Annotated in this window: 27 protein-coding genes and 1 tRNA gene; 15 read left to right on the forward strand and 13 right to left on the reverse strand. The window is 52.1% G+C overall.

The window, feature by feature from the left end:
• Positions 1–123: 123 nt before the first annotated feature.
• Positions 124–1326 carry a serine-type D-Ala-D-Ala carboxypeptidase gene (gene dacC, locus OGY37_RS14030; RefSeq protein ID WP_003831630.1) on the forward strand — a complete coding sequence of 401 codons (1203 nt, stop codon included), beginning with the start codon at positions 124–126 and terminating at the stop codon, positions 1324–1326.
• Between the two features lie 45 nt (positions 1327–1371).
• Here dacC and deoR read toward each other — a convergent pair whose 3' ends face one another.
• Positions 1372–2130 (reverse strand): DNA-binding transcriptional repressor DeoR, encoded by a 759-nt coding sequence (gene deoR, locus OGY37_RS14035; protein WP_003831632.1) that lies wholly within the window; start codon positions 2128–2130, stop codon positions 1372–1374.
• Between the two features lie 64 nt (positions 2131–2194).
• Positions 2195–2803: an undecaprenyl-diphosphate phosphatase gene (gene ybjG / locus OGY37_RS14040; RefSeq protein ID WP_003831635.1), complete on the reverse strand. Its 609-nt coding sequence runs from the start codon at positions 2801–2803 to the stop codon at positions 2195–2197.
• 298 nt (positions 2804–3101) lie between these two features.
• On the opposite strand from ybjG, the gene OGY37_RS14045 reads away from it, so the two are divergent.
• Positions 3102–4334: an MFS transporter gene (locus tag OGY37_RS14045; RefSeq protein ID WP_008784235.1), complete on the forward strand. Its 1233-nt coding sequence runs from the start codon at positions 3102–3104 to the stop codon at positions 4332–4334.
• Positions 4335–4551: 217 nt separating this feature from the next.
• Here the strand turns inward: OGY37_RS14045 and OGY37_RS14050 are convergent, their stop codons facing one another.
• The 3 genes from OGY37_RS14050 to OGY37_RS14060 form a co-directional block, all read right to left on the reverse strand.
• A complete protein-coding gene (locus OGY37_RS14050) occupies positions 4552–4833 on the reverse strand; it encodes a hypothetical protein (protein ID WP_003831642.1) in 282 nt (93 codons plus the stop codon).
• A 107-nt stretch (positions 4834–4940) separates the two neighbouring features.
• Positions 4941–5756 carry a Cof-type HAD-IIB family hydrolase gene (locus OGY37_RS14055; RefSeq protein ID WP_003831644.1) on the reverse strand — a complete coding sequence of 272 codons (816 nt, stop codon included), beginning with the start codon at positions 5754–5756 and terminating at the stop codon, positions 4941–4943.
• Positions 5756–6964 carry an MFS transporter gene (locus OGY37_RS14060; protein ID WP_286621034.1) on the reverse strand — a complete coding sequence of 403 codons (1209 nt, stop codon included), beginning with the start codon at positions 6962–6964 and terminating at the stop codon, positions 5756–5758. The genes OGY37_RS14055 and OGY37_RS14060 overlap by 1 nt, the downstream gene beginning before the upstream one ends.
• Positions 6965–7049: 85 nt before the next feature.
• Here OGY37_RS14060 and OGY37_RS14065 point away from each other — a divergent pair, with 85 nt between their 5' ends.
• Positions 7050–7610, forward strand: a complete 561-nt coding sequence (locus tag OGY37_RS14065) for a TetR/AcrR family transcriptional regulator (RefSeq protein ID WP_126318696.1) — start codon at positions 7050–7052, stop codon at positions 7608–7610.
• Here OGY37_RS14065 and OGY37_RS14070 read toward each other — a convergent pair.
• Complete coding sequence (locus OGY37_RS14070) at positions 7597–8394, reverse strand: SDR family NAD(P)-dependent oxidoreductase (RefSeq protein ID WP_286621036.1); 798 nt, start codon at positions 8392–8394, stop codon at positions 7597–7599. The genes OGY37_RS14065 and OGY37_RS14070 overlap by 14 nt on opposite strands.
• A gap of 271 nt (positions 8395–8665) precedes the next feature.
• Positions 8666–10351 (reverse strand): aspartate:alanine antiporter, encoded by a 1686-nt coding sequence (locus OGY37_RS14075; RefSeq protein ID WP_003831652.1) that lies wholly within the window; start codon positions 10349–10351, stop codon positions 8666–8668.
• A gap of 269 nt (positions 10352–10620) precedes the next feature.
• On the opposite strand from OGY37_RS14075, the gene OGY37_RS14080 reads away from it, so the two are divergent.
• Entirely contained in the window at positions 10621–11001 is a 381-nt protein-coding gene (locus OGY37_RS14080) for an inner membrane protein YbjM (protein ID WP_003035356.1), read from the forward strand.
• 34 nt (positions 11002–11035) lie between these two features.
• Here OGY37_RS14080 and OGY37_RS14085 read toward each other — a convergent pair whose 3' ends face one another.
• Positions 11036–11299 (reverse strand): GrxA family glutaredoxin, encoded by a 264-nt coding sequence (locus OGY37_RS14085; protein WP_003035358.1) that lies wholly within the window; start codon positions 11297–11299, stop codon positions 11036–11038.
• A gap of 172 nt (positions 11300–11471) precedes the next feature.
• Here OGY37_RS14085 and OGY37_RS14090 point away from each other — a divergent pair, with 172 nt between their 5' ends.
• The 10 genes from OGY37_RS14090 (at position 11472) to rlmC (ending at position 20337) form a co-directional block, all read left to right on the forward strand.
• Positions 11472–11762: a DUF1418 family protein gene (locus tag OGY37_RS14090; RefSeq protein WP_003831656.1), complete on the forward strand. Its 291-nt coding sequence runs from the start codon at positions 11472–11474 to the stop codon at positions 11760–11762.
• The gene (nfsA, locus tag OGY37_RS14095) at positions 11746–12468 is read left to right on the forward strand and encodes a nitroreductase NfsA (RefSeq protein WP_048235739.1); all 723 of its coding nucleotides are present in this window, start codon (positions 11746–11748) and stop codon (positions 12466–12468) included. Before OGY37_RS14090 ends, nfsA begins: the two co-directional genes overlap by 17 nt.
• A 59-nt stretch (positions 12469–12527) precedes the next feature.
• Positions 12528–13430 (forward strand): 30S ribosomal protein S6--L-glutamate ligase, encoded by a 903-nt coding sequence (gene rimK / locus OGY37_RS14100; protein WP_003831660.1) that lies wholly within the window; start codon positions 12528–12530, stop codon positions 13428–13430.
• 90 nt (positions 13431–13520) lie between these two features.
• Positions 13521–13997: a type III secretion system chaperone family protein gene (locus tag OGY37_RS14105; RefSeq protein WP_003831662.1), complete on the forward strand. Its 477-nt coding sequence runs from the start codon at positions 13521–13523 to the stop codon at positions 13995–13997.
• 433 nt (positions 13998–14430) lie between these two features.
• Positions 14431–15543, forward strand: a complete 1113-nt coding sequence (gene potF, locus OGY37_RS14110) for a spermidine/putrescine ABC transporter substrate-binding protein PotF (RefSeq protein WP_003831664.1) — start codon at positions 14431–14433, stop codon at positions 15541–15543.
• A gap of 138 nt (positions 15544–15681) precedes the next feature.
• Positions 15682–16815: a putrescine ABC transporter ATP-binding subunit PotG gene (gene potG / locus OGY37_RS14115; RefSeq protein ID WP_003831665.1), complete on the forward strand. Its 1134-nt coding sequence runs from the start codon at positions 15682–15684 to the stop codon at positions 16813–16815.
• Positions 16816–16824: 9 nt separating this feature from the next.
• Complete coding sequence (gene potH, locus OGY37_RS14120) at positions 16825–17778, forward strand: putrescine ABC transporter permease PotH (RefSeq protein ID WP_103848614.1); 954 nt, start codon at positions 16825–16827, stop codon at positions 17776–17778.
• Positions 17775–18620 carry a putrescine ABC transporter permease PotI gene (gene potI, locus OGY37_RS14125; protein ID WP_286621038.1) on the forward strand — a complete coding sequence of 282 codons (846 nt, stop codon included), beginning with the start codon at positions 17775–17777 and terminating at the stop codon, positions 18618–18620. The genes potH and potI overlap by 4 nt, the downstream gene beginning before the upstream one ends.
• Positions 18621–18679: 59 nt before the next feature.
• Positions 18680–19168, forward strand: a complete 489-nt coding sequence (locus tag OGY37_RS14130; protein WP_148362182.1) for a YbjO family protein — start codon at positions 18680–18682, stop codon at positions 19166–19168.
• A gap of 41 nt (positions 19169–19209) precedes the next feature.
• The gene (rlmC, locus tag OGY37_RS14135) at positions 19210–20337 is read left to right on the forward strand and encodes a 23S rRNA (uracil(747)-C(5))-methyltransferase RlmC (RefSeq protein WP_148362181.1); all 1128 of its coding nucleotides are present in this window, start codon (positions 19210–19212) and stop codon (positions 20335–20337) included.
• Positions 20338–20487: 150 nt separating this feature from the next.
• Here the strand turns inward: rlmC and OGY37_RS14140 are convergent.
• From OGY37_RS14140 to OGY37_RS14150, 3 genes are all read right to left on the reverse strand, one after another.
• Positions 20488–20575: transfer RNA gene (locus OGY37_RS14140), tRNA-Ser, on the reverse strand.
• Positions 20576–20724: 149 nt separating this feature from the next.
• Positions 20725–21402, reverse strand: a complete 678-nt coding sequence (locus tag OGY37_RS14145) for an isochorismatase family protein (protein ID WP_032939929.1) — start codon at positions 21400–21402, stop codon at positions 20725–20727.
• Between the two features lie 16 nt (positions 21403–21418).
• The gene (locus tag OGY37_RS14150; protein ID WP_003831674.1) at positions 21419–22279 is read right to left on the reverse strand and encodes a pirin family protein; all 861 of its coding nucleotides are present in this window, start codon (positions 22277–22279) and stop codon (positions 21419–21421) included.
• Between the two features lie 108 nt (positions 22280–22387).
• Between OGY37_RS14150 and OGY37_RS14155 the strand changes: the two genes are divergently transcribed.
• Positions 22388–23299, forward strand: coding sequence for a LysR family transcriptional regulator (locus OGY37_RS14155; RefSeq protein ID WP_003831675.1), 912 nt, complete (start codon positions 22388–22390; stop codon positions 23297–23299).
• 79 nt (positions 23300–23378) lie between these two features.
• Here OGY37_RS14155 and infA read toward each other — a convergent pair whose 3' ends face one another.
• Positions 23379–23597, reverse strand: a complete 219-nt coding sequence (gene infA, locus OGY37_RS14160; RefSeq protein ID WP_002211347.1) for a translation initiation factor IF-1 — start codon at positions 23595–23597, stop codon at positions 23379–23381.
• 285 nt (positions 23598–23882) lie between these two features.
• Entirely contained in the window at positions 23883–24587 is a 705-nt protein-coding gene (aat, locus tag OGY37_RS14170; protein WP_286621040.1) for a leucyl/phenylalanyl-tRNA--protein transferase, read from the reverse strand.
• Positions 24588–24620: the final 33 nt, after the last annotated feature.

Raw genomic sequence — 24620 nt, forward strand, 5'->3', positions numbered from 1 at the left:
CTTATTTTACACGTCATCCATCAGACTTTTTCTGCATGGGTTGGTCGAGGTCGCTTGGCCGGTTTTGTGTAAACACGGTGTGGTATGACGTGGTTTTTTGGAATGGATACTCGGGTGGCATTTATGACGCAATACTTCTCTTCACTTCGCAGCTTTGCTGCAGGTTCTGCACTCTTAATCCTTTTGGTGCCGACCGTACAGGCGGCGGAGCAACCGACGGCCCCGCCGAGCGTGGACGCGCGCGCGTGGATTCTGATGGATTACGCCAGTGGTAAGGTGCTGGCGGAAGGTAATGCTGATGAGAAACTGGATCCTGCCAGTCTGACCAAAATCATGACCAGCTATGTGGTTGGGCAGGCGCTGAAGGCCGGAAAAATTAACCTCAACGACATGGTCACCGTGGGCAAAGACGCCTGGGCGACCGGTAATCCAGCCCTGCGCGGTTCGTCGGTCATGTTCCTCAAGCCCGGCGATCAGGTTGCGGTGTCCGATCTGAATAAAGGCGTTATCATTCAGTCAGGTAACGATGCCTGTATTGCACTCGCTGATTACGTTGCTGGCAGCCAGGAATCCTTTATTGGTCTGATGAACGGCTATGCGAAAAAACTGGGGCTGACTAACACGACTTTCCAGACGGTACACGGCCTGGATGCGGCAGGACAGTTCAGTACCGCACGTGATATGGCGTTGCTCGGGAAGGCGTTAATCCACGATGTGCCGGAAGAGTACGCTATTCACAAAGAGAAAGAATTTACCTTCAATAAAATACGTCAACCGAACCGCAACCGTCTGCTGTGGAGTACTAACCTGAACGTGGACGGTATGAAAACCGGGACCACTGCCGGGGCGGGATACAACCTGGTGGCCTCCGCGACCCAGGGCGATATGCGCCTGATCTCCGTGGTGCTGGGAGCAAAAACCGACCGCATTCGTTTTAATGAGTCAGAAAAGCTGCTGACCTGGGGCTTCCGCTTCTTTGAAACCGTTACGCCGATCAAGCCGGATGCGACTTTCGTGACCCAGCGCGTCTGGTTTGGCGATAAGAGTGAAGTGAATTTGGGCGCCGGAGAAGGGGGGTCTGTGACCATCCCGCGTGGCCAGCTCAAAAACCTGAAGGCCAGCTTTACCCTGACTGAACCACAGCTAACAGCACCGCTGAAGAAAGGTCAGGTTGTGGGCACTATCGACTTCCAGTTGAACGGAAAATCCATTGAGCAGCGTCCGTTGATGGTGATGGAAGATGTGGAAGAGGGTGGTTTCTTTAGCCGCATGTGGGACTTTGTGATGATGAAATTCCACCAGTGGTTTGGTGGTTGGTTCTCTTAATCTTATCTATTGCCGGATGGCGCAATCGCCGTCCGGCAGTATCTGTTAGTACTTCAGCGTGATACGTTGCGCTTTAGCGTACTCAACAAACGCATCGTCAGGGCGGTTATCACTGATGATGGTATCAAAGCGTTTTAATTCCCCCATCCTTGCAGGTCGCACCTTACCAAACTTGCTGTGATCGACCACCAAAACGTGATGCTGCGCCATCGACATTGCCCAGTGCTTCACCGGCAGTTCTTCCAGATTAAAACAGGTCGCGCCTTTCTCAATATGAACGCCTGCCGCGGAATAAAAGGCGATATCCGGACAGAGGTTGTTCAGCGTTTCCTGGAAATCGAGCGGTTTAAAAATCGCGTTACTGGCATGGAATTCGCCACCACACAGAATGACGCGGCACTGCGGTTTTTCCTGCAGTACCAGAAACGTATTCAACGAGTAGCAGATTGCGGTGAAGGGCAGTTCATTGTCGATCGCTTCAATGATCCACGGCGTGGTCGTACCGCAATCGAAAAAGATGGTCTGATGCGCCTGCACGAGACTCGCCGCCTGCTGGGCAGCGCGACGCTTTTCATCAACCAGACGGGATTTTTGATCGCTGATTAAATAGTGGTTAGCGCTGCGGGGTTCCAGAACAATATAGCCCCCGAGCAGCACGACGGGAGCATCATGATTATTCAGGTCGCGACGAATGGTCATCTCAGATACGCCCAGCAACGTCGCGGCTTCTTTGAGGTGTAATTTATCGCTGCGTTTCAGCGCCTGCAGTAATTGACCAATACGCTCGTCGCGTCGAGTTTCCATAGTTCCCCTGGAGAATAGAGTAAGTGCTCAGTTTCGCGCTTAATACTACTCTTTTTACCGTGGGTTAGTCACGTACCCAACCTTTACGGATGGGGAGGGCGAAGCAGGTGCGATAGCACGTCTGCAAGCCGAGGTACAAGGTTGTGCCGAACCGTTGCCAGATCATCTGGGCGCTCAGGCAACCGATCAACCCGGCCAGTAATCCGCCCAGCATATCCAGCGGCCAGTGAACGCCAAGGTAAACACGTGACCAGGCAATCGCCACGGCGACAACCATCAGCAGAGCACCCGTCCACAAGCGATGCCAGAACAGAAAGGCCAGAGCAAAGGTAAAGATAACCGTACCGTGGTCGCTCGGGAAAGAGTCATCTGCCGCATGGTGCAGGAAGTTATAGCCGATGTGGTTAACGAACGGACGATCGTGGGGGAAAAGATGCCCCATCAGCCAGGAAATCGTCAGACCGACTACTAACGCAATGGCCATTTTGATGACCAACTGGCGCTGGAGCGTAACCTGACCACGAGGTCCCCAAAGCCAGAGCACAACGGCTAACAGCGGCACAATGCTGATCAGATCTTTGGCAATGAAAATGGCGAGCGAAATTGCCCATTGCGCAGAGTCGGGTGTTGCATTGATCAAGTAAAAAAGAGAATTGTTCAGATTTTCCAGCATAACGTCCAGACTCAGTGTAATCGTTAAAAAGGCCCATAGGGGGAAGAGCATAAAATTGCTTTCACGGGATAAAAAGCGGTCTTGTCTTATTTGCCTGTTAAATGACGATTTTTAAGACAATTTATGAGGCTTATTGAGCATGATAGCGGTCTCAACTTAAATTAACCTTAAAGCAAAATGTTCTTGAGCAAATGAGTGTAAAAATGTGCGCATTTTGCTTTCAAATCACATAATTCACTATCACCAGTACGGCGCATTTATTACACTTTGCGCGATTTTTCTATAGTTAAGAGATTGCATGCAGAACCGTTTATCTTCAGGCGTCCGTTTGGGGCGTCAGGCATTACTTTTCCCGCTCTGTCTGGTGCTTTACGAATTCTCCACTTATATTGGCAACGATATGATCCAGCCCGGAATGTTGGCGGTGGTGGCGCAATATAACGCCGGATTAGATTGGGTACCTACGTCTATGACCGCCTATCTGGCAGGCGGCATGTTTTTGCAGTGGTTGTTAGGACCGCTGTCGGACCGTATTGGTCGTCGTCCGGTAATGTTAACCGGCGTGATCTGGTTCATCGTTACCTGCCTTGCAACCCTGCTTGCACAGAATATTGAGCAATTTACCTTCCTGCGTTTTTTGCAGGGGATAAGCCTGTGCTTTATTGGTGCGGTGGGTTACGCCGCCATTCAGGAATCTTTTGAAGAAGCGGTCTGCATAAAAATTACCGCGCTGATGGCAAACGTGGCGCTGATTGCGCCACTGCTGGGTCCGTTGGTAGGCGCAGCCTGGGTACATGTTCTGCCGTGGGAAGGGATGTTTATCCTGTTTGCTGCTCTGGCGGCCATCTCCTTTTTTGGTCTGCAACGCGCGATGCCGGAAACGGCAACCCGGCTTGGTGAAAAGCTGTCCATTAAAGAGTTGGGCAAGGATTATAAGCTGGTGCTGAGGAACGTGCGCTTCGTTGCAGGCGCACTGGCGTTGGGTTTTGTCAGCCTGCCGTTACTGGCGTGGATTGCGCAGTCCCCGATTATTATCATCAGTGGTGAACATCTCAGCAGCTACGAATATGGTCTGTTGCAGGTGCCGATTTTTGGCGCGTTGATTGCCGGTAACCTGGTGCTGGCGCGTCTGACTTCGCGAAAAACCGTGCGTTCGCTAATTATCATGGGCGGCTGGCCAATCGCCGTTGGCCTGATTATTGCCGCTGCGGCCACGGTGGTGTCATCCCATGCATATCTATGGATGACGGCGGGTTTGAGTATCTATGCGTTTGGCATTGGCGTGGCGAATGCGGGGCTGGTGCGCCTGACGCTGTTTGCCAGCGAAATGAGTAAGGGTACCGTTTCTGCCGCAATGGGTATGCTGCAGATGCTGATTTTTACCGTTGGTATTGAGCTGAGTAAACACGCGTATCTGCTGGGAGGGAACGGCTTGTTCAGCTTGTTCAATCTGGCAAGCGGCGTACTGTGGCTGATTCTGATGGTTATCTTCCTGAAAGATAAACGGGTAGGGAATTCCCGGGAAGGTTAAGGACCGGATTTCCGCAATCCAGCGCATATGAGCATAATGACGCCGATAAATTCATCATTATGTTGATAAGAGAATCACGCTGTAGGCCGGATAAGCGAAGCGCCATCCGGCGGCCTGTAGCAAATTGCCGGATGGCGGCGTAAACGCCTTATCCGGCCTACCGCTCACCAAAGATCTTAACTGACCAGTATTACGGTTGTCCGGGCCTGGCGACAACTTAGTGGTGGTCGTCAATCTGATGTTCGATAACCATCCCTTCACCGACGCTTGCCACATGTCGCGCATAAGGATGTGCGCGATAGACAGGGGCCGGAGCAGGCGCTGGAGCAACATATACCGTTTGTGGTGCGGTCGTTACGCTGACCGCCTGGGGCACGCTGACGGAAGAGGGTACTACCACCACTTTATAACCGCTGGGGACATCAACGGTAACGCTTTGTGCAAATGTTGTCCCCGCAAAGCCCAGCAACAATGTCGCCATCAGTACACTTTTCTTCATGATCCGCTCGCCTGAAATATTCACTGGAAGTAATAATCCAGCGGGTTAATTTGAGGCGGATTATGAATAGATCATGCCATCATTTTGTTGCCGTCTGTGCTGAGCCGTTAATGCGTAAACGGTGCTTCATTCTTTAACACGCGGTCGATAATATCCAGAACGCCCTCTTCGTTGTTCGAGCCTGCGCGATATTTTGCCGCCTCGATCACCGGCTCATGGGCGTTGGCCATTGCAAAACTAAATCCTGCCTGACGCAGCATCTCAATATCATTTCCGCCATCGCCAAACACAACAACTTCATTGTCGTTAATATTCCAGCGTTGTTGCAGCAGGCGCAGACCGTTAGCCTTATGCACGCCGGGAATTATTAAGTCGATGCTGCCGTAGCCGGTATGAACCGGTACCATAATATCGCCAATCGCCTCGTGGAGATCGGCCTGTACCTGTGGAATTCGGTCGTCGGAAATATTCAGCCCGAACTTGAAGAAAACGTCGCTGAGGTTGTCAAAATTATCTACAAATTCAAGACGATGATAATACATGGCGGAAACGTTCTTATGCTCATCGCTGTACTGTTTCAATGTATAGGCGCTGTTTTTACCACAGGCAATAATGTCGATATCGGCGCGGGTCAGCAGATGCTCTACGATGGCATGGAAATCGTCTTTAGCCAGTTCGCCGTTAAAGACATCTTCTCCTTCACTGACCACCCAACCACCGTTTTCGGCGACAAATGAGATCTCATTGGCCAGTTCGGGGAAAAAGGAAATCAACTGATAATATTGGTTGCCGCTGGCGACCACAAAGCGGATTCCTTGTTCTTTCATCTGGCGGTATTGCGCCATAAAGCGCTCACGGTTATAGGTTTTTTGGTCGCTTAAAAATGTGCCGTCCATGTCGACTGCAATTAATTTGATACTCATTAGCTGTTCTCCATCACCGTAGTATTTTTGAGATCCGGTTTCGCTACCGTTTTCGCGACGACGGCGGCGACAAGCACCAGCGCCAGCACCACTAACATAGCGCTGCGCAGGCCATAGTGTTCACCCAGATAGCCCAGCAGCGGCGGTCCAACAAGGAACGCCAGGTAACCGGTGGTCGCCACAACGCTGACGCGGGTTGGGGCATCGGGACCGGTGTCGCTGGCAGCTGAAATGGTCAGCGGGAAGCCGAGCGATGCGCCGAGTCCCCACAGAATAACGGACACACCAGCCACCCAAGAGCTGTCGACAAAAATAATCAGGCTAATCCCGAGAGCGCCCATCAGTGCACTGGCGCGCACCACCGCAACGCGGCTGTAACGGTCGATGAACCAGCCACCGGTAAATCGCCCAACGGTCATACCCAGCGTAAAACCGGCATAAATCAGCGAGCCTGATGTCGGGCTAAATCCATGTCCGTCCACCATTAACAGTGGAAGCCAGTCGTTGGCGGAACCTTCAGCAAATGCCATCGCCAGCACTACAACGCCGATCAGCAATAGCTGGATATCACGATAAAAAGGCAGGCCTTTTTCACCGGAGTGAGAACCGTCAGCGGCATTTTTGCCCGTGCCGTCAGGAATAGCTTTGATGGCGATGAAAATAGGTGTGATAGCAACCATTGCAGCCAAAAGAATATGCGCGGTAGCCGGGACGCTGAAGGCGGTAAGCATCATTCCAACTCCAGCCCCTGCCAACGTTCCCAGGCTGTAAAAACCGTGCATCATCGGCAGCACGGTTTTGTTCATTTCGCGCTCAACTGCCGCACCTTCGACGTTGATGGCAACTTCTGCCGCGCCAAAGCTGGCGCCAAATACGCCCAGGCCAAACGCGAAAAGCCATGCGGAATGCAGCCAGAGCGCTACGCTGAGGATCGCCATTCCGAGAACGGCACAAGACATGGTGGTGCGGATCACCTTACGCGTGCCAAATCGTTTCACCAGCCAGGCCGAACAAAGTATGCCACTCATCGAACCAATAGAGAGCCCAAACAACACCGCGCCCATTTCGGCAGTGGAGATGGAGAGAATATCTCTGATGGCAGGGGTACGCGTTGCCCAGGAGGCCATTAATAATCCTGGTAAAAAGAAGAACGTGAACAGCGCCCAGGTGCGACGTCTTAAGGCTTTGCGTGATGAGATGCCAGTCATGAATTCGAGCCAAAGAAAAGAGGGAAGGAGACAACATTAGCAAGGTTGTGTACATTTGTACACAAATGCAAGAAGAGGAAATGCAGTGCGACGTGCAAACGATCCGCAGCGGCGGGAAAAAATAGTTCAGGCGACTCTGGATGCAGTAATAGCCCATGGTATTCATGGGGTTACACACCGTAAAATCGCTATGATTGCCGAGGTGCCACTGGGTTCTATGACCTATTACTTTTCGGGAATTGATGAGCTTTTGATGGAGGCATTTGGCCGTTTTACTGACAGGATGATGCTGCAGTATCAGGACTTTTTTGCCGATGTTAAGGATTCGTCGCAGGCTTGCCATGCCATTACCGATATGATTTACGGCTCTCAGGTTACAACGCCTGATAATATGGAGCTCATGTATCAGCTGTATGCTTTTGCCAGCCGTAAGCCAGCATTGAAAACGGTGATGCAGAACTGGATGCTACGCAGCCAACAAACGCTGGAGCAGTGGTTTGACCCGGTTACGGCGCGGGCGCTGGATGCGTTTATTGAAGGAATGACGCTGCATTTTGTAACGGACAAAAAACCGCTGCAGCGAGAAGATATCTTGCTGATGGTGGAGCGTATCGCAGGGATACCCGCGACAGTCAGCTGTGCGTAGCGCCTCCGGTAATATTCACCACCGTCGCGGTCATGGCGCTGGCATGATCTGAAGAGAGAAAGGTCATGACCTCAGCGATTTGTGCAAGCGTAGGCAGACGCGCGAGCATGGTACTTTGCGCCGCGCCCTCTAACCATTGATCGACGGTTAAACCCATTGACTGTGCTTTAGCGGTGAAAATTTCTCCGGTATAGGAGCCAGCCGCTACAGCATCCACAATCGCATGCGAGCGCACCCCAATGACCCGGATATTTGCCGGTCCTACCTCGCTGGCGAGCGCTTTAATAAAAGCCTCTGTTCCTGCACAGCCGACAATATGACCCAGATGACCAGGCATCGCCATCGTGGCCGCGGGGGCAACAACGCTGAGAATAACGCCCGCTCGATTGCCGCCCATGTGCGGCGTTACAGATTTTGCGATATTGAACTGCGCCGAGAGGAAAGGGGTGATACCGCTCATAAACTCAGGGAGGGATAATGCGTCAAGGTGTTTGCCCTGTTCGTGCATAAATCCCGTTGCGTTAACCACCACATCTATTCCACCAGTTTGCTGCGCAAGGCGGGTAACTTCCTTCGATGCGTTGTGCTCGTCGAGTACATCGGTGATAAAGGTTTCGACTGTACCACCTGTCGTTCGGATAACACTGGCCGTCCGATCAAGTTTTTCCTGGCTGCGAGCACCCAGACACACATGGGCTCCTTCGCGCGCCATGGCCTGCGCAACCGCACTACCAATAGCCCCGCTACCACCAAAAATTACTGCGACTTTGCCAGCAAGCAACATGACTAACCCCCATCCCCGATAAAGCACCGTTTTAAAGTATGTGCCATAACCGGCATGCTGCAAATTTGGGAGGAGTTTCAGAGGTGGAAGGCGATGAACGCAAATTTCAGGTAACAAAAAACCCATCAACCTTGAACCAAAACGGCGGGGTTGATGGGCTCCACAAATTGGGGACATCAAAGAAAAGCAGTGGCAATAGTTATGACTGACGCCTTGAAGAAAAGTTCTGCTTACCTGCAAAAAATTTTTCAATTAAGGGAAAATTTCAGTGCTAACCAAGACCAGGCCATACGATGACGATGAGTGTCCCCGCTAATGTCAGCAGAACGTTGGCAATCGCGTAGGTCCCTGCATAACCTAACGCAGGGATGTTGCTGCGTGCGGTGTCGCTGATGATTTCCATTGCCGGAGCACAGGTACGTGCGCCCATCATGGCACCAAACAGCAGGGCGCGGTTCATGCGTAATACGTAAGCACCAAACAAGAAACAGATGACAACTGGAACCAGGCTGACCACTAGGCCGGCAATCAACATTTGACCACCGACGGCACCCAGGCCATTACCAATGCCGCTGCCTGCGCTTAAACCGACGCCTGCCATGAATACCATCAGGCCAAACTCTTTCACCATATTCAGCGCACCCTGTGGGATATAGCCAAATGTGGGGTGGTTGGCTCGCAGGAAGCCCAGCATGATCCCAGCAAACAGCAGTCCAGCCGCATTCCCGATGCCGAAGCTGAAATTACTGAACTGGAATGTGATCATCCCGATCATCAGACCGATGATAAAGAAGGCGCAGAAGGCAAGCAGATCGGTCACCTGACTGTGAATTGAAATGAAGCCGATACGATCGGCAATGGTTTTCACGCGACGAGCATCACCGCTGACCTGCAACACGTCGCCTTTATTGAGCACGACGTTGTCATCGATAGGCATTTCAATCTGGCTGCGGATCACGCGGTTCAGGAAACAACCGTGGTCGGTCAGTTTCAACTGGGCCAGGCGACGACCAACGGCATTGTGGTTTTTCACCACAATTTCTTCAGTGACGATGCGCATATCGAGCAGATCGCGATCGAACACCTCTTTCCCATTACGGAAGCTGGGATCGAGGCGGGCATGGGCGTCCGGATAACCCACCAGGGCTATCTCATCGCCCATTTGCAACACCGCGTCGCCATCCGGGTTGGCCAGAATGCCGTTGCGACGGATGCGTTCAATGTAACAACCGGTCTGGCGATAAATACCCAGTTCGCGCAGATTTTTACCATCGGCCCATGCCACCAGCTCAGGGCCAACGCGATAGGCGCGGATCACCGGGAGGTACACTTTACGATTAGCGTCGGTATCCAGACCTCGTTCACGCGCGATTTGTTGGGCGCTGGTTTGCAGATCCTGATGCTGCAGTTTCGGCAAATAGCGAGCACCAACAATCAGGCTGACCAGACCAATCAAATAGGTGAGGGCGTAACCCAGGCTCAGGTTATCGAGAGCGCTTGAAAGTTGTGTCCCTGTCATTCCTGAATGGCGCAAGGTATCACCCGCGCCGACCAGCACCGGCGTTGAGGTCATCGAGCCAGCCAGCATGCCCGCCGTCAGGCCGATATCCCAGCCAAATAGCTTACCCAGCCCCAGCGCGATCAGCATTGCGCTACCGACCATCACCAGGGCAAGCATTAGATAATTTTTCCCATCGCGAAAAAAAATCGAAAAAAAGTTGGGACCGGCTTCGACGCCGACGCAAAAAATAAACAGCATAAAGCCGAGATTTAATGCATCGGTGTTAATACTAAAGTGCTGCTGACCTAATAATAGGGAGACCACTAAAACGCCAATGGAATTACCGAGTTGGACTGAACCCAGACGTAATTTGCCCAGACACAGGCCCAGAGCCAGGACCACAAATAATAACAGGATGTAATTCCCATTTAACAAATCTGCGACGTTTATATTCACGGAGACTAACTTCTTGTTTACTAGTAAGCTATTGAAAGAAATGGCAATTTACGCTAATGTTTTTGCCAGAAATTAAGGGGCGATAGCATCGTACACAGCCCCGAATAATGCAGCATAACAATATATGCGGTTAGTTTAATCTCATTACGTATCAACGGCTATAAGAATCGTGTGGGTGTGTTTTTGGCATGGAATGCCGAGTTACTTTATCTGACTGGACGCCTGCGGGCGAAAAGAGTGTTCGATAGAGAATGTGTCAGGAGGAACGATTGAAACATAAGCAAAGTTGGGCGAGTGCGGTCTGCTGCTTTGTGCTCTTTATTGTGGTGTGTCTTTCATTAACGCTGAACGTGAAAGGGGCATTCAGAGCGGCAGGGCATCCTGAGGTCGGATTGTTGTTTTTTATCTTACCTGGTGCTGCAGCAAGCTTTTTTTCCCATCGTCGGGAAGTGCTCAAACCCCTGCTTGGTGCAATGTTGGCGGCGCCGTGCTGCCTGTTACTGATGCGGTTCGTTTTTATGCCGACGCGTTCATTGTGGCAAGAGCTGGCGTGGTTGTTTAGTGCGGTGTTTTGGTGCGCGCTTGGCGCATTATGTTTTTTATTTATCAGTAGCTTATTCAATCAACATCAACGGCGGAAAAAGAACTGATGACGCCCTCAAGGTGAGGGCGTAGAAACCGCTATCAGGCGAACAGATTCATGTTCTCTTTTGCCCAAGCTTCAAAATCCGTGCAGCCGCCGATGTGTTTTTGATCGACAAAAATCTGCGGAACGGTTTCAACTGGCTTACCTACCGTCTTTTCCAGATCTGCTTTGGTAATTCCTTCAGCATGGATATCAATGTAGCGGAAGTTAAAATCGTCATGCTCACTGCTTAATTTTTCTGCTAATTCTTTTGCGCGCACGCAATACGGGCACCCTGGGCGACCAAAAATAACGGCAAACATCTCTTTCTCCTCGAACTTATCAGGCCGGATGGCAATACTGGTTATGATGCCGCGATTTGTGACGGATGGAAAGCAGGTTCAGCCTGTTGCTTTGATATCCTCAAGCTATATCTGTTAAACACGGCAAGCCGGAACGTTTTATAATGGAAGCCATTTCGCCGGGAGGCCGCGTATGCGCACAATTGGTGTATTACCCAAAAGCGTATTGATGCTGGAAATAATTGGGATGGTTTTGTTATCGCTGGCACTGCTATCGCTTAACGATTACCTCACCTTGCCCGCACCGCTTAACAGCCCGTTAGCCTGCGTGGTGATGATATTTCTGGGCGTACTGCTGATGCTCCCTGCTGCGGTGGCGTTGATGTGGCGTGTTGCTCAACTGCTGGCACCGCAACTGATGTCTCGCACACCCGGTGATTCAACTGATTCAGACAGAGACAAAAGAGATGACTCCAACCATTGATTTACTCCGCAGCCACCGTTCCATTCGCCATTTTACTGATGATGCCATTTCGGATGCACAGCGTGAGGCGATTATTGCCGCCGCTCAGGGAACGTCAAGCTCCAGTTTTCTACAGTGCACGACGATCATTCGCATAACGGATAAATCTCTGCGCGAATCGCTGGCTACCTTATCTGGCGGCCAAAAGCATGTGGCACAGGCCGCTGAGTTCTGGGTGTTTTGCGCTGATTTTAATCGTCATTTGCAGATTTGCCCTGACGCGCAACTTGGGCTGGCGGAACAGCTGCTGCTGGGTGTGGTTGATACCGCAATGATGGCGCAAAATGCGTTGACGGCGGCAGAGTCGCTGGGACTTGGCGGCGTGTTTATTGGTGGCCTGCGTAACAATATTGAGCCGGTCACCGAACTGCTGAAGCTTCCGCAACATGTTCTTCCGCTCTTTGGTTTGTGCCTCGGCTGGCCTGCGGATAACCCGGATATCAAGCCGCGGCTGCCCGCGTCGCTTGTGGTGCACGAAAATCAATATCAGCCACTCAACAGCGATGTGTTGGCGCAATATGATGAGCAGCTCGCGCAGTACTATCTGACCCGAGGCAGCAATACCCGCCGCGACACCTGGAGCGATCATATTCGCCGTACCATCATTAAAGAAAGTCGCCCCTTTATCCTGGAATATTTGCATAAACAGGGATGGGCCACGCGCTAAAGATTTTAACCCAGTGTATGATACGCCAGCTTTTACCAGGTCATTCAGAGAGGTGCAGGGTGAAAATTGCCATTTTGTCCCGGGACGGAACGCTCTATTCTTGTAAACGCCTGCGTGAAGCGGCGATGCAGCGCGGTCACCTGGTTGAAGTTATCGATCCCCTTTCTTGCTATATGAACATCAGCCCAGCGGCATCCTCTATTCATTACAAGGGCCGTCAGCTTCCTCATTTCGATGCGGTGATCCCGCGGATTGGTTCCGCGATTACCTTTTATGGGACGGCGGCGCTGCGCCAGTTTGAGATGCTGGGTAGCTATCCGTTGAATGAATCGGTAGCGATTACGCGAGCGCGCGATAAGCTGCGTTCTCTACAGCTGCTGGCGCGTCAGGGAATTGATTTACCCATCACCGGAATTGCTCACTCTCCGGACGATACCAGCGACATGATTGACATGGTTGGCGGTGCGCCGTTGGTGGTGAAACTGGTTGAAGGCACCCAGGGCATTGGCGTGGTGCTGGCGGAAACGCGGCAGGCTGCAGAAAGTGTGGTAGATGCGTTTCGTGGGGTGAATGCCCATATTCTGGTTCAGGAATATATCAAAGAAGCGAAGGGGCGCGATATTCGCTGTTTCGTGGTGGGCGATGAAGTAGTGGCCGCCATTGAACGACGGGCTAAAGAGGGCGATTTTCGTTCTAATCTCCATCGCGGTGGTGTGGCGACTATTGCGAGTATCACGCCGCGCGAAAGAGAAATTGCGCTCAAAGCCGCCCGGACTATGGGCCTGGACGTTGCAGGCGTTGATATTCTGCGCGCTGATCGAGGGCCACTGGTCATGGAGGTCAACGCGTCTCCGGGGCTGGAAGGCGTAGAGAAAACTACCGGGATAGACATTGCCGCGAAAATGATCCAGTGGATCGAGCGCCATGCTACTCCTGAATTTTGTCTTAAAATCGGCGGCTAAGCGCAATATCGATTGCGATCGTGGTATGACACGCTCTTTTTGCGTAAGCTGTGCCGGTATTTTTTTCATCAATAGAGGTCGCACATTATTATGACATCACTGGTCGTTCCCACTCTGGATACGTTGCGTCAATGGCTCGACGACCTGGGCATGAGTTTTTTTGAATGCGATACCTGTCAGGCGCTGCATTTGCCGCACATGCAGAATTTTGACGGCATCTTTGATGCAAAAGTTGATTTGGTCGATAACGTCATTCTGTTTTCCGCGATGGCGGAAGTCAGACCTTCTGCACTGCTGCCACTGGCAGCCGATTTGTCCGCGATAAATGCCAGTTCACTGACGGTGAAAGCTTTTCTGGATATGCAGGATGATAATCTGCCAAAACTGGTGGTTTGCCAGTCTTTATCCGTTACGCCGGGCGTGACGTTTGAGCAGTTTGAATGTTTTGTTCGCCAGAGCGAAGAGCAGATATCGATGGTGATCCTTGAAGCCGGTGCGCATCAGCTGTTATTTAATGCTGAAGAAGATGCGCAAAACAGCACCGCTGAAATTCATTTCCTCCATTAATTCTTCCTGAATCTGGACATATATTGCGCAGCCGCTGCCAGAGCGGTTGCGTATTGCCCGTTTTTATTCTGTGTTTAACCTTTCATTAAAGAATTATTCACCTCGATTCAGCGCCTTCCGCTTTATGTCATAGACAATTCCTGCATAAAAAATTGATAAAAGACGTTTTTTAATCTGGGCTATATCCACAATTCCTGGCTAAAGTTATTCTTGCGAAGCTTACCAACGTCATCATTTAAACAGCCCCTTGTGACCTGACCTGTGGCCACAATGTGTGTTGAATGCATAGGCGGATGCCAGCGAGCAACAGCGGCATGAGGAGAGGTCTCTCTTTTCATCGGTGCTGCATGAAAGAATATGCACGTTTCTTGCATATCATTAGAGTGTGACATTTTTGTTCGTTTGTTAACGAACTTTCAGAAGGAAAGAGATTATGACCGCCTTAAATAAAAAATGGTTATCAGGCCTGGTTGCGGGTGCTCTGATGGCCATCTCTGCCGGCACGCTCGCTGCTGAACAAAAAACGCTGCATATTTATAACTGGTCTGATTATATTGCCCCGGATACGGTGGCTAATTTTGAAAAAGAGACCGGAATTAAAGTTATCTATGACGTATTTGATTCCAATGAAGTGCTGGAAGGTAAGCTCATGGCTGGCAGTACCGGCTTTGACCTTGTCGTTCCTTCTGCCAGCTTCCTTGAGCGTCAACTGACTGCGGGCGTATTCCAGCCGCTGGATAAGAGCAAATTGCCGGGCTGGAAAAATCTTGATCCTGAACTGCTGAAGCTGGTGGGTAAACACGATCCGGACAACAAGTTCGCGATGCCGTATATGTGGGCTACGACCGGTATTGGCTATAACGTGGATAAAGTCAAAGCGGTGCTTGGGCCGGATGCGCCGGTTAACAGCTGGGATTTGATCCTCAAACCGGAAAATCTGGAAAAACTCAAAAGCTGCGGCGTCTCTTTCCTCGATGCGCCAGAAGAGGTATTTGCCACGGTGCTGAACTATTTGGGTAAAGACCCAAACAGTACCAAAGCGGATGATTACACCGGGCCAGCAACCGATCTGCTGTTGAAGCTGCGTCCAAATATTCGCTACTTCCACTCCTCGCAATATATTAACGACCTGGCAAACGGTGATACCTGCGTCGCGATTGGCTGGGCAGGGGACGTATGGCAGGCGGCAAACCGTGCGAAAGAAGCGAAAAATGGCGTCAATATCTCCTTCTCAATTCCTAAAGAAGGTGCAATGGCGTTCTTTGACGTATTCGCGATGCCTGCCGATGCGAAAAACAAAGATGAAGCCTATCAGTTCCTCAATTACCTGCTGCGCCCTGATGTGATTGCGCATATCTCCGACCACGTGTTTTATGCCAATGCCAACAAAGAAGCGACGGCTCTGGTCAGCCCTGAGGTTCGTGACAACCCGGGTATCTACCCGCCTGCGGATGTTCGCGCCAAGCTGTTCACACTGAAAGTACAGGATCCGAAGATCGATCGTGTACGTACCCGCGCATGGACGAAGGTAAAAAGCGGGAAATAAACCGATGTTTGGGACATGACCCGGCAGGATTTGTGCCTGCCGGGCAGTGTTGAGCCCGGACACATATAACCCGGCAATACGCACCGTTATGGTGCGTTATTTGCACCGTTTCTTTGTTTTATGCCGGAGAGCACCTGAGTGAATGATGCAACCCCACGCCCACAAGCGAAAATCCGCAAGGCGCTGACCCCGCTGCTTGAAATTCGCAATCTGACCAAGTCATTTGACGGTCAGCACGCCGTTGATGACGTCAATCTTACTATCTACAAAGGTGAAATATTTGCATTGCTCGGCGCTTCCGGCTGTGGCAAATCGACTCTGCTGCGCATGTTAGCGGGATTTGAACTGCCGACTACCGGGCAAATCATGCTTGATGGCGTCGATTTAGCGCATGTCCCGCCTTATCTGCGTCCGATTAATATGATGTTTCAGTCCTATGCCCTGTTTCCGCACATGACGGTGGAGCAGAACATTGCCTTTGGCCTCAAGCAGGACAAACTGCCGAAGGCTGAAATCGCCAGTCGGGTGAATGAGATGCTGGGACTCGTGCATATGCAGGAGTTCGCCAAACGCAAGCCACATCAGCTTTCTGGCGGCCAGCGTCAGCGCGTGGCATTGGCGCGCAGCCTGGCAAAACGTCCAAAACTGCTGCTGCTGGATGAGCCAATGGGGGCGCTGGATAAAAAACTCCGAGACCGCATGCAACTGGAAGTGGTGGATATCCTTGAACGCGTCGGCGTGACCTGCGTGATGGTGACACACGATCAGGAAGAAGCCATGACGATGGCGGGCCGTATTGCGATCATGAACCGTGGCAAATTTGTCCAGATTGGCGAGCCGGAAGAGATCTATGAGCATCCGACTACGCGTTACAGCGCAGAGTTTATCGGTTCGGTAAACGTTTTTGAGGGACTGCTAAAAGAACGCCAGGAAGATGGTCTGGTGATTGAGTCTCCTGGTCTGGTGCATCCGCTGAAAGTGGACGCCGATGCTTCTGTTGTCGATAACGTCCCGGTATACGTTGCGCTGCGCCCGGAGAAAATCATGCTCTGCGAAGCCCCTCCGCCAGAGGGTTATAACTTCGCGGTAGGCGAAGTGGTACACATTGCCTATTTGGGCGATTTGTCGGTGTACCACGTACGTTTGAAAAGCGGCCAGATGTTGAGCGCCCAGCTACAAAATGAGCATCGTTATCGCAAGGGATTACCAACCTGGGGTGACGAAGTCCGTTTATGTTGGGATGCGGACAGCTGTGTGGTGTTGACGGTTTAAGGAGCGAAGATGAGTACACTTGAACCTCCGGCACGCGTGGATAAAGCAGGGCGATTCACGCTGTTTATGTCGCGGCTGCAAATGAAGCACGGGCGCAAGCTGGTGATCGCGCTGCCGTATGTGTGGCTGCTGCTCCTGTTTCTGCTGCCTTTTCTGATCGTCTTCAAAATCAGTTTGGCTGAAATGGCGCGCGCTATTCCACCCTATACCGACCTCGTTTCATGGGCTGACGATCAGTTATCCATCACGCTCAACTTAGGCAACTTCCTGCAGTTAACGGACGATCCGCTCTATTTCGATGCCTATCTGCAATCGTTACAGGTGGCGGGAATTTCGACAATCTGTTGCCTGCTGTTGGGATACCCGCTGGCATGGGCCGTCGCGCACAGCAAGCCCTCGACGCGCAATATTCTGCTGTTGCTGGTGATCCTGCCGTCCTGGACCTCGTTTTTAATTCGCGTATATGCCTGGATGGGGATCCTGAAAAACAACGGCGTGCTGAACAACTTCCTGATGTGGCTGGGCGTCATCGACCAACCGTTGACGATTTTGCACACCAATCTGGCGGTCTACATCGGTATTGTTTACGCCTATTTGCCCTTTATGGTGCTGCCGATTTATACCGCGCTGACCCGTATCGATTACTCGCTGGTGGAAGCGGCACTGGATTTAGGTGCCCGACCGCTGAAGACCTTCTTTAGTGTGATTGTACCGTTGACCAAGGGCGGGATTATCGCCGGGTCAATGCTGGTGTTTATTCCGGCTGTTGGCGAGTTTGTGATCCCTGAGTTGCTGGGCGGCCCGGACAGCATCATGATTGGCCGTGTGCTTTGGCAGGAGTTTTTCAATAACCGCGACTGGCCGGTGGCTTCTGCTGTCGCCATTATTATGCTGCTGTTACTGATTGTGCCGATCATGTGGTTCCACAAATATCAGCAAAAAAGCGTGGGGGAACACGGATGAATAACTTACCGGTCGTTCGCTCGCCGTGGCGTATTTTTATCCTGGTAGTGGGCTTTACCTTCCTGTACGCACCGATGCTGATGTTGGTTATCTATTCGTTTAACAGTTCCAAGCTGGTGACGGTCTGGGCGGGGTGGTCAACACGTTGGTATGGCGAGCTTTTTCACGATAGCGCGATGATTAGCGCTGTCGGCATGAGCTTAACGATTGCCGCGGGTGCTGCGACGATGGCGGCAATCCTCGGCACTATAGCGGCCGTGGTTATGGTGCGTTTTGGTCGTTTTCGTGGTTCGAATGGTTTCGCCTTTATGATCACCGCGCCGCTGGTTATGCCGGATGTCATTACCGGTTTGTCGCTGCTGCTGCTGTTTGTAGCGTTGGCTCACGCCATCGGCTGGCCGGCGGATCGCGGTATGCTGACCATCTGGCTGGCGCACGTCACCTTCTGTACGGCGTATGTAGCGGTGGTGATTTCTTCACGTTTGCGCGAACTGGATCATTCCATTGAGGAAGCGGCGATGGATCTTGGCGCCACGCCGCTGAAGGTCTTTTTCGTCATCACGCTGCCGATGATTATGCCTGCGGTGATCTCCGGTTGGCTATTAGCCTTCACGCTGTCACTCGATGATTTGGTTATTGCCAGCTTTGTCTCTGGTCCTGGCGCCACAACGTTGCCGATGCTGGTGTTCTCCAGCGTACGTATGGGGGTGAACCCGGAGATCAACGCGCTGGCGGCGCTGATCCTTGGTGTGGTAGGAATTATCGGATTTATCGCGTGGTATCTGATGGCGCGAACAGAAAAACAACGGATCCGCGATATCCAACGTGCAAGACGCGGCTGAAAAAACTAAAATCTGCCAACCTGTCTATACGGCGCAGCTGTGGTGGTTGCGCCGTTTTCATGGAAGACGACGCGTTGGGATTTTTTAAGAAATCATCCTCATCACATGCTCGCTTAAACGTCCCTGCTTTGGTGCAGGTGGCGGCGCTGGCTATTATCATGATCCGCTGTCTCGATCTGTTGATGATTTTTAATACGCTTGGGTTTCGTGGAACCAGTGAGTTTATTCATCGCAGTGTGCAGACCTGGAATTTGACGCTGGTGTTTCTGGGCAGCCTGGTGCTGCTATTTATCGAAATTTACTGCGCATTTTCGCTGGTAAAAGGACGGAACTGGGCACGCTGGATCTATCTGTTGACCCAGATTATCGCCAGCGTCTATCTGTGGGCGGCTTCGCTGGGCTACGGATATCCGGAACTGTTCAGTATTGCGGGGGAGTCCAGACGCGAAATCCTGCATACGCTGGTAATGCAAAAACTGCCGGATATGTTGGTATTGCTGTTACTGTTTGTTCCTGCGTCCAGCAGGCGGTTCTTCCGTTTGCAATAACGTGTATAATATTGGCCCCCTGTTAATTTATAGGTTTTTGTATGCAGTGCGCACTATATGACGCCGAGCGCTGCCGCTCCTGTCAGTGGATAACACAGCCTGTCGCCGATCAACTCTTCGCTAAAACAGCCGATCTACAGAATCTGCTGGCCGAGCATCCGGTCGGAGAATGGTGCGCGCCGATCAGTGGTCCGGAAAGCGCGTTTCGTAATAAAGCCAAAATGGTGGTCAGCGGCAGCGTGGAAAAACCGCTGCTGGGGATGCTGCATCGTGACGGTACGCCTGAGGATTTGTGCGACTGTCCGCTCTATCCTGAGTCTTTTGCGCCTGTATTTTCCGCGCTTAAGCCGTTTATCGCTCGGGCGGGGCTGACGCCCTATAACGTGGCGCGCAAACGCGGGGAACTGAAATATCTGCTGTTAACGGAAAGCCGGTACGACGGCGGTATGATGCTGCGTTTTGTCCTGCGTTCTGACGCAAAACTGGCACAACTGCGCGCGGCGCTACCCTGGTTGCAGGCACAACTCCCACAGTTAAAAGTAATTACTGCCAATATTCAGCCGGTGCATATGGCGATTATGGAAGGGGAGACAGAAATCTTCCTGACGGAACAACAGGCGCTGGCGGAACGCTTTAACGATGTGCCGTTGTGGATCCGCCCGCAGAGCTTCTTCCAGACCAACCCGGTGGTGGCGGGGCAGTTATATGCCACGGCGCGCGACTGGGTGCGTCAGCTTCCGGTTAATCATATGTGGGATCTGTTTTGCGGCGTCGGGGGCTTTGGTCTGCACTGCGCCACACCGCAGATGAAACTGACGGGGATTGAAATCGCGCCAGAAGCGATTACCTGCGCGAAGCAGTCAGCGCAGGAGCTTGGATTGCAGAATCTGCATTTTCAGGCGCTGGATTCAACCCAGTTTGCTACCGCTCAGGGCGAAGTACCTGACCTGGTGCTGGTGAACCCGCCGCGTCGCGGGATTGGAAAGCCGCTGTGCGATTTTCTCTCCCGCATGGCACCGCGTTTTATCATTTATTCCAGCTGTAATGCGCAAACCATGGCGAAGGATATTTGTGAGTTGCCCGGGTATCGCATTGAACGCGTCCAACTTTTCGATATGTTCCCACACACCTCGCACTATGAAGTGTTAACGCTGCTCAGCCGACAATAACTGCCATGCCTGATGGCGCTTCGCTTATCAGGCCTACGGAGATATTCAGGGCTGTAGCAATGTAGGCCGGATAAGGTGCTTGCGCCGCATCCGGCAAATGCAACATGCGAAAAAAAAGCCCGTACTTTCGTACGAGCTCTTCTTAAAATATGGCGGTGAGGCGGGGATTCGAACCCCGGATACGTTGCCGTATACACACTTTCCAGGCGTGCTCCTTCAGCCACTCGGACACCTCACCATATTGTATTGCTGCCTGACCGCTTGGGGGGCAACGGGGCGCTACTATAGGGAGTTGCGCTAAAACGGTCAAGCAGAATTTACGTGTTAACTCTCGTTTGGTTACGCATTATACATATTCCTCCGCCCAGGCAGGCGCAGAGGATTGGATTAGCGCTGAGAGTCCAGTTTTTCGCCGTTGGTCACGACTTCCTGAGCTTTGCTGTAGCTTTCGATCAGCAACTGATAAGCCGGGAAGACTTTGGTATACACTTCAGCCCATTCGGCGGCGTCTTCACGGTTCCATGTGCCCTGAATTTCAGAAGCGACGGCGGCGGTATCCATCGGCACAACGCCAGCCTGAACAACTCGAGCCAGGGTGATTTCCTGCGCCATTTTGCTGTAAGTACCGGAAGCGTCGATCACAGCGAAAACCTTATAGCCTTCCGCAACCGCGCTGATAGCCGGGAAAGCCATGCACACGCTGGTAATCGTACCGGCGATAATCAGCGTTTTACGACCAGTTGCTTTGACCGCTTTCACGAAATCTTCGTTATCCCAGGCGTTGATTTCGCCTTTACGCGCCACGTATTGGGCATGCGGCGCATTGGCGTGGATCTCAGGGATCAGCGGGCCGTTAGGTCCCTGCGGTACGGATGCCGTGGTAATCACCGGCATCTTCGCCAGAGTCGCCATTTTAGCCAGCGCGGCGGCACGCGCACGCAGTTCTGGCATTGGCATGTCGCCGACGGTCTGGAACAGCCCGCTCTGATGATCGATAAGCAGCATGACGGAATCATTCACATCGATGACTGGACGTGAACCATTAAAGTTTGCAGGACTGGACATATTCTTCTCCTTCGATTCAGATTTGGCCAAAGCGGCCGGAGTTAAAATCGCGTACGGCTTCAGCGATTTCTTGTTTCGTGTTCATTACAAACGGACCGTAACCTACAATCGGCTCGTTCAACGGTTCTCCAGAAAGCAGCAGCACGCTGGCGTCGCTGGAGGCTTCAATATGCAGCGTTTTCCCCTGCTGGCTCAGCACCACCAGTTGTGCTTCGCTGGCAGACGTAGTGCCGTTTACGGTGATATTCCCTTTCAATACCACCAGGGCAGTGCTCCATCCTTCCGGCTGGGACAACGTGAGCTGATGATTACGTTGCAAACGCATATCCCAGACGTTCAGCGGCGAGAAGGTATGTGCCGGGCCTTTTGTATCCTGATAGCTGCCCGCAATCACACGAACGCTCCCTGCTTCATCAGGCAGGGCGACAGTGGGGATCACATCGCTGCTGATGCCCTGGTAACCCGGAACGGCCATTTTGTCTTTTGCTGGCAGATTGACCCACAGCTGTACCATTTCCAATTCGCCACCCTGACGGGTAAATTCAGGTGAATGGAACTCTTCGTGTAATATTCCTGCTCCTGCGGTCATCCACTGCACGTCGCCGGGGCCGATAATGCCGCCGCGACCGGTTGAATCACGGTGTTCAACTTCGCCGCTGTACACGATGGTCACCGTCTCAAAACCACGGTGAGGGTGTTCGCCTACGCCGCGTTTTTCGTTACCCGGCGTAAACGTATGTGGACCGGCGTAATCCAGCAGCAGGAACGGACTTAGCTGTTCAGCATGAGACTGGTAAGAAAACATCGAGCGAACCGGAAATCCATCGCCAACCCAGTGCGGGCGAGGTGCGGTGTAGACGCCTGTTACTTGTTTCATATGTGTCTCCTCTGTGGCGTTATCTTGATGTGAATAAGCTTATATTCATGACAGCGAGCTGAGTAGTAGCTAAAATAGTCCTCACTGTCTCATAAATAGGACAATTAGATGACGAAGCCAGATCTCAATGATTTTGCATGGTTTGTGCATGTTGTAGAGGAAGGGGGATTCGCGGCGGCGGGTCGGGCGCTTGATGAACCGAAATCAAAACTAAGCCGACGGATAGCGCAACTGGAAGAGACGCTGGGAGTTCGACTGATTCAGCGAACCACCCGCCAGTTTAACGTGACGGAAGTTGGGCAAACCTTTTACGAACACTGTAAGGCGATGCTGGTGGAAGCGCAGGCAGCGCAGGATGCGATTGCCGCGTTACAGGTTGAACCGCGTGGCGTGGTGAAGTTGACGTGTCCGGTCACGCTGCTGCATGTGCATATCGGGCCGATGCTTGCCCGTTTTATGGCGCGTTATCCTGACGTATCAGTGCAACTGGAGGCTACTAACCGCCGCGTGGACGTTGTTGGAGAGGGCTTGGACGTGGCGATTCGCGTCAGGCCCCGACCATTTGAGGATAGCGACCTGGTGATGCGTGTGCTGGCGGACAGGGGGCATCGTTTGTATGCCAGCCCGCAGTTAATCGAGCAAATGGGAACGCTACATTCTCCGGCGGAGCTGACGCGTTGGCCGGGCCTGAGTCTGGCGACAGGTAAACATGTGCATCGTTGGGAGTTATTCGGGCCGCAGGGCGCACGTGCGGAGGTGCATTTCACGCCGCGTATGATCACCACCGATATGCTGGCGTTACGTGAAGCCGCAGTTGCCGGTGTGGGGGTAGTTCAACTTCCACAGCTGATGGTAAAAGATCAAGTAGCTGCGGGTGAACTGGTGGCATTGCTCGACGGCTGGGAACCGAAGCGAGAAATAATTCACGCAGTCTTTCCATCACGCAGGGGATTATTGCCGTCAGTACGCACATTAGTGGATTTCTTAACGGAAGAATATGCGCGGATGATTGAGGATTAAATACCTGACCTTGGCCCACAAAAAAGGCCGGTTAAACCGACCTTTTATTATCTGGACGCCATTCGGGCGTTAAAAACAATCAGCGACTACGGAAGACAATGCGGCCTTTGCTCAGGTCGTACGGGGTCAGCTCAACAGTCACTTTGTCGCCCGTCAGGATGCGGATATAGTTTTTACGCATTTTACCGGAGATGTGTGCAGTAACCACGTGACCGTTTTCTAACTCTACGCGGAACATGGTATTAGGTAACGTATCGAGAACGGTACCCTGCATTTCAATATTGTCTTCTTTGGCCATCTAATCCTCTGGGGTATCACTACCGTAATTTGAACCGGCAAGATAATGCCGAAGTTCTTTTAATAAGTAAAGATTTGTGCGTTTAAAACACAGCAAATCGGGTTTGGCGCATTACTCTAACCACACACGGCAAAGCCGCACTTAAAGCGCAACGTGTAAGGGAACGAGGAGATAAACGATAGGCGTTGCCTGACGCGAACTGTTCCTTAACGGCGGCGGGGTAATGGGCTAAACCAACTCTGCGCGACAATTATAACACCCCGACAAAAAATGTGCCGAAAACATTCACCCCTGAGGCGAAAATAACGTCCTGGGAACCCAGAAATGGCTCGGTAGCCGCTGCTGGCGCAGTCTGCTCAGGTGTTCAAGGTACTCCCGACGCGGTGTTTCGACCGCCCCCAGCGAAGCTGTGTGGCTATTTAATACCTGGCAGTCGATTAATTTTCCGCCCTGACGGATAAATTCAGCGCAAAAAACAAGCAGTGCGGTTTTGGACGCATTTTCCTGACGGCTGAACATCGATTCGCCACAAAACAACGTGCCTTGCGCCACACCATACATACCGCCCACTAACTCATTTTTTCGCCATACTTCAATGGAGTGCGCATGGCCCAGCTCGTGCAGGCGATGGTAGGCGTCGACTACATCATGCGTTATCCAGGTGCCTTCTTCCCGGTTGTTCGCGCAGCCTTCAATCACCTGACCGAACGCGTAATTGAGCGTCACGCGATAAGGCGAGTTTTTATGAAAACGTTTCATGCTGCGGCTGAGATGAAATTTCTCGGGCCAAAGAATGGCGCGTGGATCGGGCGACCACCAAAGAATGGGGTCGCCAGGTGAAAACCACGGGAAAATTCCGCGCTGGTAGGCCATTAACAGCCGGGCTGGACTGAGATCGCCGCCAAGCGCCAACAAACCGTTAGGCTCGCGTAAAGCGCCTTCCGGTGAAGGGAAGGCTATAGAATGGCGGGACAATTGCACCAGGCGCATGACAGCGAAACTCCACTACGCGAGTTTGATCGT

Source organism: Citrobacter sp. Cpo030 (assembly GCF_030333005.1).
GTDB lineage: Bacteria > Pseudomonadota > Gammaproteobacteria > Enterobacterales > Enterobacteriaceae > Citrobacter > Citrobacter portucalensis.

Coding starts and splice junctions, on each gene's coding strand:
- OGY37_RS14050 (WP_003831642.1), bottom strand. CDS start 4,833: ATGAAGAAAAGTGTACTGATGGCGACATTGTTGCTGGGCTTTGCGGGG.
- OGY37_RS14155 (WP_003831675.1), top strand. CDS start 22,388: ATGACGAAGCCAGATCTCAATGATTTTGCATGGTTTGTGCATGTTGTA.
- infA (WP_002211347.1), bottom strand. CDS start 23,597: ATGGCCAAAGAAGACAATATTGAAATGCAGGGTACCGTTCTCGATACG.
- OGY37_RS14105 (WP_003831662.1), top strand. CDS start 13,521: ATGACATCACTGGTCGTTCCCACTCTGGATACGTTGCGTCAATGGCTC.
- potH (WP_103848614.1), top strand. CDS start 16,825: ATGAGTACACTTGAACCTCCGGCACGCGTGGATAAAGCAGGGCGATTC.
- OGY37_RS14045 (WP_008784235.1), top strand. CDS start 3,102: ATGCAGAACCGTTTATCTTCAGGCGTCCGTTTGGGGCGTCAGGCATTA.
- OGY37_RS14070 (WP_286621036.1), bottom strand. CDS start 8,394: ATGTTGCTTGCTGGCAAAGTCGCAGTAATTTTTGGTGGTAGCGGGGCT.
- OGY37_RS14150 (WP_003831674.1), bottom strand. CDS start 22,279: ATGAAACAAGTAACAGGCGTCTACACCGCACCTCGCCCGCACTGGGTT.
- OGY37_RS14055 (WP_003831644.1), bottom strand. CDS start 5,756: ATGAGTATCAAATTAATTGCAGTCGACATGGACGGCACATTTTTAAGC.
- deoR (WP_003831632.1), bottom strand. CDS start 2,130: ATGGAAACTCGACGCGACGAGCGTATTGGTCAATTACTGCAGGCGCTG.
- aat (WP_286621040.1), bottom strand. CDS start 24,587: ATGCGCCTGGTGCAATTGTCCCGCCATTCTATAGCCTTCCCTTCACCG.
- potI (WP_286621038.1), top strand. CDS start 17,775: ATGAATAACTTACCGGTCGTTCGCTCGCCGTGGCGTATTTTTATCCTG.
- dacC (WP_003831630.1), top strand. CDS start 124: ATGACGCAATACTTCTCTTCACTTCGCAGCTTTGCTGCAGGTTCTGCA.
- OGY37_RS14130 (WP_148362182.1), top strand. CDS start 18,680: ATGGAAGACGACGCGTTGGGATTTTTTAAGAAATCATCCTCATCACAT.
- OGY37_RS14060 (WP_286621034.1), bottom strand. CDS start 6,964: ATGACTGGCATCTCATCACGCAAAGCCTTAAGACGTCGCACCTGGGCG.
- OGY37_RS14090 (WP_003831656.1), top strand. CDS start 11,472: ATGCGCACAATTGGTGTATTACCCAAAAGCGTATTGATGCTGGAAATA.
- OGY37_RS14145 (WP_032939929.1), bottom strand. CDS start 21,402: ATGTCCAGTCCTGCAAACTTTAATGGTTCACGTCCAGTCATCGATGTG.
- ybjG (WP_003831635.1), bottom strand. CDS start 2,803: ATGCTGGAAAATCTGAACAATTCTCTTTTTTACTTGATCAATGCAACA.
- nfsA (WP_048235739.1), top strand. CDS start 11,746: ATGACTCCAACCATTGATTTACTCCGCAGCCACCGTTCCATTCGCCAT.
- rlmC (WP_148362181.1), top strand. CDS start 19,210: ATGCAGTGCGCACTATATGACGCCGAGCGCTGCCGCTCCTGTCAGTGG.
- OGY37_RS14085 (WP_003035358.1), bottom strand. CDS start 11,299: ATGTTTGCCGTTATTTTTGGTCGCCCAGGGTGCCCGTATTGCGTGCGC.
- potF (WP_003831664.1), top strand. CDS start 14,431: ATGACCGCCTTAAATAAAAAATGGTTATCAGGCCTGGTTGCGGGTGCT.